The organism is Streptomyces sp. NPDC020731, assembly GCF_044334705.1.
In the GTDB taxonomy this organism is placed as follows: Bacteria; Actinomycetota; Actinomycetes; order Streptomycetales; family Streptomycetaceae; genus Streptomyces.
This window is the reverse complement of record NZ_JBIRTN010000006.1, coordinates 17,995-27,579: the sequence shown is the minus strand read 5'-3', so window position 1 is coordinate 27,579 and position 9,585 is coordinate 17,995. Positions and strand designations below refer to the sequence as shown.

The following is a 9,585-nucleotide window of genomic DNA, read 5'->3' as shown; positions in this document are numbered from 1 at the left end:
GGCGGGGGGGGGGGGCCGGGGGGGGGGGGGGGGGGGCGGGGGGGGGGGGGGGGGTCGGGGGGCGCCGGGTGGGGGGGGGGGGGGGGGGGGGGGGGGGGGGCGCCCCCCCCCCCCCCCCCACGCCTCCATGGTGACTCACCTCACAGCGCAGGCACGCCCGTTCGGCGCCGCCCGTGCTGTACCCTCGGCGACTCCGGCTTCACTAGTCAAGTTTGAGGACCCCTGTCATCGCTGCGCAGACGACTCCCCCGGCGCCCTCCTCCGCACACTCCGAACTGGCCGGCTGTCCGGCCGTATTCGTACCGGGTGACCCCGCCCGCACCGGTCGGGTCGCGTTCTGGCGGCCCGACGGCTCGCCTCCTCCGGCCGTGGACGCGGCGTCGGCCGAGGACCTGACCGTCGTGGTTCCCTGCGACGACGGGATCGAGACAGTGCGTGTGCCCGCCACCGTGCTGCCGGTGCGCGACGCGCTCCCGTTCCTCACGCGTGCGCGTGCCGGTGGCGCGGGGCACCGGGCCACCCGGTTCTGGGGCGCCGCCGCCGTGCACGCCCTGCACCTGGTGGCACGCGGTCTGCTGCTGCCCGGGCTCTCCCCCGCCGACCACGACGCCTGGCGCGTCGGCCCGCTGGACGCGGAGGACGTCGAGGCGATCCGCCGGCTCGCCGCCGCGATGCCGCCCGAAGCGCACGCGATGCCGCTGGAGGGCACCGGGCCGCCGCGACTGCCCGAGCCCGAACGGCTGTTGCGCGCCTTCCTGGACGCGGTCGCCGACACCCTCCCCCGCTCCCCCGCCGCCCACCTCGCGACCGGCACCGACGCCTTCGCGGTACCGGGGCCGCGACGGCTGCCCGGACTGCGGACCTGGGCCGCCGACATCGCCGCCGGCCACGACGCCGGCGTACGGCTGTCGCTGCGGATCGAGGTGCGCGGGCTCACGGACGCGGCCGACACCGCGGACGTGTCGTTCCGGGCCGTCCTCCAGATGCACGGCGTGAGCGACCCCGCCCTCGTCGCGGACGCCGGCGAGGTGTGGGCCGGGGCCTCCGACGCGGCCTTCGACTCCCGCGCGCGGATGGACACCCTGCTCGCGCTCCGCCGCGCGGCGCGGGCCTGGGCGCCGCTCACCCCCTTGTTGTCGGCGACCGTGCCGGACGCGGTGGACCTCGCCGAAGAGGAGATCGCCGAACTCCTCGGCGACGGCGGCCGGGTGCTCGCCGGCGCGGGCGTCGACGTGCACTGGCCCAAGGAACTGGTCCGCGAACTCACCACCCGCGCGGAGATCGGTCCCGCCGACGACGAGCCGGGGCCCGGAAGACCCGGGTACGCGGACGGGCCGTCGTTCCTGTCCGCCGACGCCCTGCTCGCCTTCGACTGGTGGTTCGCCCTGGGCGACCGGCGGCTCACGCGCGAGGAACTGGACCGGCTGGCCGAGGCGAACCGTCCCCTCGTACGGCTGCGCGACCAGTGGGTCCTCATCGACCCCCGGACGCTGGCCCGGGCCCGTGCGCGGCAGGACCGCAAGATCACGCCGGTCGACGCGCTCGGCGCGGCCCTGACGGGCTCCGTGGAGGCCGACGGCGGCCGCATCGAGGTCCGGCCCACCGGGTGGCTGGCGGCCCTGCGGGACCGGCTCGCGGACCCCGAGGCGCAGGAACCCGTCGAGCAGCCCGCCGCTCTCGCCGCCACGCTGCGGGACTACCAGCGACGCGGCCTGAACTGGCTGGCCCGGACGACCTCCCTGGGCCTGGGCTGCTGTCTCGCCGACGACATGGGGCTCGGCAAGACCATCACCCTGATCGCCCTGCATCTGCACCGCCAGACCGATCCGGAGTCCGCGGGCCCCACTCTCGTGGTCTGCCCGACCTCCCTGATGGGCAACTGGCAGCGGGAGATCGAGCGGTTCGCGCCCGGCACCCCGGTGCGCCGCTTCCACGGCCCGCGGCGGGCGCTGGAGGACCTGGCCGACGGTGAGTTCGTGCTCACCACGTACGGCACCATGCGGCTGGACGCCTCCCGGCTCGCCGAGGTCCCCTGGGGCATGGTCGTCACCGACGAGGCCCAGCACGTGAAGAACCCGTACTCCTCGACGGCCCGTCAGCTGCGTTCCATCGACGCACGCGCGCGCGTGGCGCTCACCGGCACACCGGTGGAGAACAACCTGTCGGAACTGTGGGCGATCCTCGACTGGACGACCCCCGGCCTGCTGGGCCGGCTCGGCGCCTTCCGACGGCGGTACGCGGACGCCGTCGAGAGTGGGCAGGATCCGGCCGCGGCGGACCTGCTGGCCCGTCTGGTACGGCCGTTCCTGCTGCGCCGCCGCAAGTCGGACCCCGGGATCGCGCCCGAGCTGCCGCCCAAGACGGAGACCGATCACGCGGTGTCGCTCACCCAGGAGCAGACGGCGCTGTACGAGGCCGTGGTGCGCGAGGCGATGGCCGAGATCGCCGGCGCCGACAGCATGGCGCGGCGCGGACTGATCGTGAAGCTGCTGACCGGCCTGAAGCAGATCTGCAACCACCCGGCGCAGTTCCTCAAGGAGGAACGGCCGGTGGTCGCGGGACGGTCGGGGAAGCTGGAACTGCTGGACGAACTCCTCGACACGGTCCTCGCCGAACAGGCCGGTGTCCTGGTGTTCACCCAGTACGTGCGAATGGCCCGGCTGCTGGAACGGCACCTGGCCGCGCGGGGCGTACCGACGCAGTTCCTGCACGGCGGCACGCCGGTCGCCGGACGTGAGGCGATGGTGCGCCGCTTCCAGGACGGCGAGGTCCCGGTCTTCCTGCTGTCGTTGAAGGCGGCGGGGACCGGGCTGAACCTCACCCGCGCGGAGCATGTCGTGCACTACGACCGCTGGTGGAACCCCGCCGTCGAGGCGCAGGCGACGGACCGCGCGTACCGCATCGGCCAGACCCGGCCGGTGCAGGTGCACCGCATCATCGCCGAGGGGACCATCGAGGACCGCATCGCCGGGCTGCTGGAGCGCAAGCGTGAGCTGGCCGACGCGGTGCTCGGCTCCGGCGAGGCGGCGCTCACCGAACTGACCGACGCCGAACTGGCGGAGCTGGTCGAACTGCGAGGGGGACGGGGATGACCCGGTACGACGGTGACGAGGCCGGCGTGGAGCGCACCTTCGCCGCGCTGCCGCCCCTGCGGGGACGTGGTTTCGCGCAGACCTGGTGGGGCCGGGCCTGGCTGACGGCGCTGGAAGGTACGGCGCTGGACTCCGGGCAGCTCAAGGCGGGCCGCGGGCTCGCCCGCGCGGGCGCGGTCGGCGCGGTGTCCGTACGACCGGGGCGCATCACGGCGGTCGTACAGGACCGGGACCGTACGGCCCACCGCGCGGACGTGCTGCTGCAGGAGCTGTCCGAGGAGCAGTGGGACCGTTTCCTGGCCATGACCGTGGAGCGGGCCGGGCATGTCGCGGCGCTGCTCGACCGCGAGATGCCGACGCACCTGGTCGAGGACGCGGAGCTGGCCGGCGTCGAACTGCTGCCGGGCCTCGGGGATCTGGAGCCGGAGTGCGACTGCGGCGCCTGGGACCACTGCGGTCACACGGCGGCGCTGTGCTATCAGGTGGCCCGGCTGCTGGACCGGGACCCGTTCGTCCTGCTGCTGATGCGGGGGCGGGGGGAACGCGCCTTGCTGGACGCGCTCCAGGCCCGGGGCGACGCATCCGCCGGGCGCCCCGCCCAGGGCCCGGAAGGCGTGGACGCGGCCGAGGCGTACGCGGCCGGTGACATCCTGCCGTCGCTTCCCGGCGCCCCCGTCCTCCCCGCGGAGCCGGGGGTTCCGCCGTCGCTGGACACGGAGGCGGAGCCCGCGGCCGGGATCGATCCGCCCGCGCTGGAGTTCCTGGCCGCCCGGACCGCCGTACAGGCCCACCGGCTGCTGGCCCGGGCGCTCAGGGACGGGCACGAACGGCAACCCGTGGAACCGGGACCGACCGTCGCGCAGGACGCGGTGCGGCTGGCCGCCGGGGAGCCCTGCCGCGCGGTGACGGAGCGGCTCGCCGAGGGGTCGGGGCGCGGCCGGGAAGGGCTGGCCGTGGCCGTACGGGCCTGGCGGCACGGCGGCACGGCGGCCCTGGCCGTGCTCGACGAGGAGTGGACCGTGGACGGCGAACGGCTGGCACGCGCGCGTGCCGCCCTCGACTCGGCGTGGGACGAGGACGAACGGCCGGCGCTCCGGGCCCGGGCCAACCGGTGGACGGTGGCCGGCGCACCCGTCCAGCTGCGCCTGGGCCGCGACGGGCGCTGGTGGCCGTACCGCAAGGAACGCGGGCGCTGGGTCCCGGCGGGGAATTCCTCCCGGGACCCGGCGACGGCACTGGCCTCGGCGGAGCGCGCACCCGAAAGGTGACCACCGGCCAGGACACCACCGCACCCGGCCCACGACGGGCGCTGGTGGCCGTACCGCAAGGAACGCGGGCGCTGGGTCCCGGCGGGGAATTCCTCCCGGGACCCGGCGACGGCAACGGCACCTGCCTCGGCCTCGGCAGAGGTCCCTCCGGGGAGTGACCGCGCTCGGTGCCGTGGCGTCAGGGCAGTTCCATGTCGCCCAGGGACGGCAGGAGCGACTCCAGACCGCTCGGCAGCTCGCTCGGGAACTCGGACGGCAGTTCCGTGGGAAAACCGGACGGCAGCCGACTCGGGAGACCGCTGGGCAGCTCCGAGGGAATGCCCGGCGACGGATCGGGCGAGCCGCCGGTTCCCGTGCTGCTGCTCGGCGCCTTGTCCGGCGAGTCGTCGTCGCCCGTGGCCATCAGCACGACGAGGGACACGGCCGCGATGGCGACGACGGCCGCGAGCAGGAGGAGCACGACCCTGCGCACGCCGGGCGGCCAGGGTGGCGGCGCGCCGCTGTTCGTGGACGGTCCGAAGCTGCCGCCGTCCGGCGGCCGGGGCGGTACGGGTGGCATGGCCATACACCCCATGGTCGCCGCGAACCCGGGGCCTGCGCGAGGACGCCGCACGGAAGTTGATACGGACTCAGGGCACGAGCGCCATGATGACGACGTACCCCACACGGAGCGCACGCCCCGCACAGCTCCGCCCCGCGCGTGCTTCGGGCCCGACGCGGGATTCCCCTGCGGCGGGCCTGACCCCTACCACTCGTGTGCGTCACACGGTCGTGGTGCGCAAGGGGCGCAGCCGCAGGATGCACACCGGGCCGACTCGGGTCGCGCCCTCGCACCCGGGATGTCGCCGCCGGGAGGCCCCGCGTCGGCCCGGATACGCACCGACGCGCACGTGGACCCGCGCGGTCGCCATGCCTCGGGAGGCGCCTGCGCACACGCGCCGCGTCGGCCACAACCGGGTGCGAACCACCTGTGGGGGCACGGTCGTCCCACCATCGCGCGGGATGCGGCCGTCCCGGACCATGTGCGGGGGCGTGGCCGTCCCGTGGCAGGGCGGGCCGGCCACGCCCTCGCGGTCGGGGCTCAGCCCCGGGCGCCCAGCAGGTGGTCCATCGCCAGCTGGTCGAGGTGCTCGAAGGCCATGCCCCGCGCGGCGGCCTCGTCGACGTCGAAGTCCTCGAAGGCGGACCGGTCGTCGAGCAGGGCCTGGAGGCCGTCGGCCGCCGTGGGCTGGGCCAGCTGGTCCAGCCGGGCCGCGCGCAGCGCCTCCTGCACCTCCGGGTCGGAGCGGAACGCGGCCGCGCGCTCCTTGAGCATCAGGTAGTTGCGCATGCAGCCGGCCGCCGAGGCCCACACGCCGTCGAAGTCCTCGGTCCGCGGCGGCTTGAAGTCGAAGTGCCGCGGGCCCTCGTACCCGGCCGACTCCAGCAGGTCCACCAGCCAGAAGGCAGCGCGCAGGTCACCGGCACCGAAGCGGAGGTCCTGGTCGTACTTGATGCCGGACTGGCCGTTGAGGTCGATGTGGAAGAGCTTGCCCGCCCACAGCGCCTGCGCGATGCCGTGCGGGAAGTTCAGCCCGGCCATCTGCTCGTGGCCGACCTCCGGGTTGACGCCGTACAGCTCCGGGCGCTCCAGGCGCTCGATGAACGCCAGGGCGTGGCCGACCGTGGGCAGCAGGATGTCGCCGCGCGGCTCGTTCGGCTTGGGCTCGATGGCGAAGCGGATGTCGTAGCCCTGGGAGGTGACGTACTCGCCGAGCAGGTCGAAGGCCTCCTTCATGCGGTCGAGGGCGTCCCGCACGTCCTTGGCGCCGCCGGACTCGGCACCCTCGCGACCGCCCCAGGCCACGTAGGTCTCGGCGCCGAGCTCGACCGCGAGGTCGATGTTGCGGATGGTCTTGCGCAGCGCGTAGCGGCGCACGTCGCGGTCGTTCGCGGTGAACCCGCCGTCCTTGAACACCGGGTGGGTGAACAGGTTGGTGGTGGCCATCGGCACCTTCATGCCGGTGTCGTCCAGCGCCTGCCGGAACCGCTTGATGTGCTCCTCGCGCTCGCTGTCGCTCGAGCCGAAGGGGATGAGGTCGTCGTCGTGGAACGTGACGCCGTGGGCGCCCAGCTCGGCCAGGCGCCGCACCGACTCGACCGGGTCGAGGGCGCGCCGCGTGGCGTCACCGAAGGGGTCCCGTCCCTGCCAGCCGACGGTCCACAGTCCGAAGGTGAATTTGTCCTCGGGGGTGGGCTGGTAGTTCATGCCGCGGCTCCTTGCTCGCTGAGACTATTTCGTCATGGCGGTTTACAAATTAGTATGCAGGAACATTTCTGGGAAGAGACACACCCCGCCGAGGCGCGGAAAAGGGAGAGACCGATGTCAGCAGCCGAGGGTCCGCTCGTCGTCGGCGTGGACACATCCACCCAGTCCACCAAGGCGCTGGTCGTCGACGTGGCCACCGGCCGGGTCGTCGCGAGCGGCCAGGCACCGCACACGGTGACCTCGGGGGCGGGCCGGGAAAGTGATCCGCGCCAGTGGTGGGACGCCCTGTCCGAGGCGCTGCGCCAGTGCGGCGAGGCGGCGCACGAGGCCGCCGCGGTGTCGATCGGCGGGCAGCAGCACGGCCTGGTCACCCTGGACCGGCACGGGGAGCCGGTCCGCCCGGCGCTGCTGTGGAACGACGTGCGTTCCGCGCCGCAGGGCCGCCGCCTGATCGAGGAGCTGGGCGGCGCGAAGTTCTGGGCCGAGCGCACCGGAAGCGTGCCGGCCGCCTCCTTCACGGTCACCAAGTGGGCCTGGCTGGCGGAGCACGAGCCGGACGCGGTGCGCTCCACCAAGGCGGTCCGGCTCCCCCACGACTACCTCACCGAGCGGCTCACCGGGCAGGGCACCACCGACCGCGGCGACGCCTCCGGCACCGGCTGGTGGGCCTCGGGGACGGAGGCGTACGACGAGGAGATCCTCGCGCACGTGGGGCTCGACCCGGCGCTGCTGCCCCGCGTGGTGCGTCCCGGTGAGGTCGCCGGGACCGTGCGCGACGGCCACGACCTGCCGTTCTCCAAGGGGACCCTGGTGGCGTGCGGCACCGGTGACAACGCCGCCGCCGCGCTGGGCCTCGGGGTGCGCCCCGGCACACCGGTGATGAGCCTCGGCACCTCGGGCACCGTGTACGCGGTGACGCAGCGCAGGCCGGCCGATCCGACCGGCACGGTGGCGGGGTTCGCCGACGCGCGCGGCGACTGGCTGCCGCTGGCCTGCACGCTCAACTGCACGCTGGCCGTGGACCGGGTCGCGGCACTGCTGAACCTGGACCGCGAGGCCGTCGAACCCGGCCGCGGCGTCACGCTGCTGCCCTTCCTGGACGGCGAGCGCACCCCGAACCTCCCCAACTCCTCCGGTCTGCTGCACGGGCTGCGCCACGACACCACCGGCGGCCAGCTGCTCCAGGCCGCCTACGACGGTGCCGTGTACTCCCTGCTGGCCGCGCTCGACCTCGTCCTCGACGAGGACGCCGACCCGTCGGCGCCCCTGCTGCTGATCGGCGGCGGCGCCCGGGGTACGGCCTGGCAGCAGACCGTACGGCGGCTGTCGGGGCGGTCGGTGCAGGTACCCCGGGTCAAGGAGTTGGTCGCGCTCGGTGCGGCGGCACAGGCCGCCGGGCTGCTCACCGGGGAGGACCCGGCCGCGGTCGCCCGGCGCTGGGACACGGCGGCGGGCCCGGTGCTGGAGGCCGTGGAGCGGGACGAGGAGACGCTGGCCGGGCTGGCCGGGGTACTCTCCGACGCGGCCCCGCTGCTGGGCCGCGGCACGACCACCGGCTGACGGCACCCGCCGGTGGGCACCGACCGCCGGCGCCCACCGACACGGCACCGGCCGTCCGTGCCTGCCGACCCGGTACCGACCGGAAGGCACGGACCGTCAGACACAGGTCGGCAGACACAGGCCGACCGGCTGTGGCGACCTCAGTACGCCAACGACCGCAGAGACCGAGGAACGACGGAGGAATGAGCGCACCGCTGCACAAGGCACGCCCGGCCGGTCCGGGGCGCGCGCTGCCCGACACCCAGCAGGGCATGCGCCGCCGCAACCTCTCGCGGGTGATGCACACCGTCAGCGCCGAGGGGCCGCTGTCCCGGGCCGCCGTCGCCTCCCGCATCAGCCTGACCCGCGCGGCGGTGTCCACGCTGGTCGACGAGCTCATCCGCTCGGGCCTGCTGGAGGAGCTGGGCCCCGAGCGGCCCGGACGCGTGGGCCGTCCCGGCTCGGCGCTCGCCGTCAGCGGGCGCGGCCCCGCGGGGATCGGTGCCGAGGTCGGCGTCGATCACCTCGCGGTCTGCGCGGTCGACCTGCGCGGACGGGTCCGGTCACGGGCGGTGCGGCACGGCCCGAACCGGGACCGCTCCCCCGGGCCGGTGCTCGGGCAACTCACCGGGCTGATAGAGCGGGTCGTCGCCGAGGCGGAGGGCGAGGGCCTGTGGCCTGCGGGGCTCGCCGTGGCCGTACCGGGTCTGGTCGCGCGCGACGCCCGGACCGTCGTACGCGCCCCGAACCTCGGCTGGCTCGATACGGATCTCGGCGACCTGCTCCCGGCGGGCCTGCCGCTCACCGTGGCCAACGAGGCCAACTTCGGTGCGCTGGCCGAACTGTGGCTCGGCGAGGACACCCCGCGCGACTTCCTCCATGTGTCCGCCGAGATCGGTATCGGTGCCGCGGTCGTCGTGGACGGACGGCTGCTGCACGGAAACCGCGGTTTCGCGGGCGAACTGGGCCATGTACCGGTACGGCCCGACGGACCGGAGTGTGCCTGCGGCGGACGGGGCTGTCTGGAGCAGTACGCCGGCGAGGAGGCGGTGCTGCGCGCGGCCGGACTGGAGCCGGGCGAGGACCGGGTCGGCCTCCTCGCGGGCCGCGCCGAGCAGGGCGACACGGACGTACGACGCGCCCTGGAGGACGCGGGAACGGCCCTCGGGATCGCCCTGACCGGGGCGGTCAATCTGCTGGACCCCGAGAGCGTGGTGCTGGGCGGAGCCCTGTCCGGGCTCGCGCCCTGGCTGCTGCCGTCGCTCCGCTCCGAACTGGCCCGCCGTACCGCGGGGCCGCCATGTCCCGTCTCCGTGTCCCCGCTCGGCCCCGAGGGCCCGCTGCTGGGCGCCGCGCACTCGGTGGTGCGGGGAGTCCTGGACGACCCGGCGGCGGTGGCCGAACGGGTCTGACGCGCGCCCGGGACACGCGGCTGTCC

At 75.0% G+C, this 9,585-nt stretch carries 6 protein-coding genes; 4 read left to right on the top strand and 2 right to left on the bottom strand.

Features of this window, described 5'->3' with window-relative positions; genetic code table 11:
* The first annotated feature begins 275 nt into the window (after positions 1-275).
* Together ACH4VX_RS10850 and ACH4VX_RS10845 are read left to right on the top strand one after the other, a co-directional pair.
* A complete protein-coding gene (locus ACH4VX_RS10850; RefSeq protein ID WP_398367325.1) occupies positions 276-3,092 on the top strand; it encodes an SNF2-related protein in 2,817 nt (938 codons plus the stop codon).
* Complete coding sequence (locus tag ACH4VX_RS10845) at positions 3,089-4,360, top strand: SWF or SNF family helicase (RefSeq protein ID WP_398367022.1); 1,272 nt, start codon at positions 3,089-3,091, stop codon at positions 4,358-4,360. The genes ACH4VX_RS10850 and ACH4VX_RS10845 overlap by 4 nt, the downstream gene beginning before the upstream one ends.
* A gap of 178 nt (positions 4,361-4,538) precedes the next feature.
* On the opposite strand, the gene ACH4VX_RS10840 is transcribed toward ACH4VX_RS10845, so the two are convergent.
* Together ACH4VX_RS10840 and xylA are read right to left on the bottom strand one after the other, a co-directional pair.
* The gene (locus ACH4VX_RS10840; protein WP_398367021.1) at positions 4,539-4,925 is read right to left on the bottom strand and encodes a hypothetical protein; all 387 of its coding nucleotides are present in this window, start codon (positions 4,923-4,925) and stop codon (positions 4,539-4,541) included.
* Positions 4,926-5,441: 516 nt separating this feature from the next.
* Positions 5,442-6,608, bottom strand: coding sequence for a xylose isomerase (xylA, locus tag ACH4VX_RS10835; protein ID WP_398367020.1), 1,167 nt, complete (start codon positions 6,606-6,608; stop codon positions 5,442-5,444).
* Between the two features lie 114 nt (positions 6,609-6,722).
* Between xylA and xylB the strand changes: the two genes are divergently transcribed.
* Positions 6,723-8,168, top strand: coding sequence for a xylulokinase (xylB, locus tag ACH4VX_RS10830; protein WP_398367019.1), 1,446 nt, complete (start codon positions 6,723-6,725; stop codon positions 8,166-8,168).
* Positions 8,169-8,350: 182 nt separating this feature from the next.
* Positions 8,351-9,559, top strand: a complete 1,209-nt coding sequence (locus ACH4VX_RS10825; protein WP_398367018.1) for an ROK family protein — start codon at positions 8,351-8,353, stop codon at positions 9,557-9,559.
* Positions 9,560-9,585: the final 26 nt, after the last annotated feature.

Excerpts from the sequence above, each read along its gene's own strand:
- xylB (WP_398367019.1), top strand. The coding sequence starts at position 6,723 with ATGTCAGCAGCCGAGGGTCCGCTCGTCGTCGGCGTGGACACATCCACC.
- xylA (WP_398367020.1), bottom strand. The coding sequence starts at position 6,608 with ATGAACTACCAGCCCACCCCCGAGGACAAATTCACCTTCGGACTGTGG.
- ACH4VX_RS10825 (WP_398367018.1), top strand. The coding sequence starts at position 8,351 with ATGAGCGCACCGCTGCACAAGGCACGCCCGGCCGGTCCGGGGCGCGCG.
- ACH4VX_RS10845 (WP_398367022.1), top strand. The coding sequence starts at position 3,089 with ATGACCCGGTACGACGGTGACGAGGCCGGCGTGGAGCGCACCTTCGCC.
- ACH4VX_RS10840 (WP_398367021.1), bottom strand. The coding sequence starts at position 4,925 with ATGGCCATGCCACCCGTACCGCCCCGGCCGCCGGACGGCGGCAGCTTC.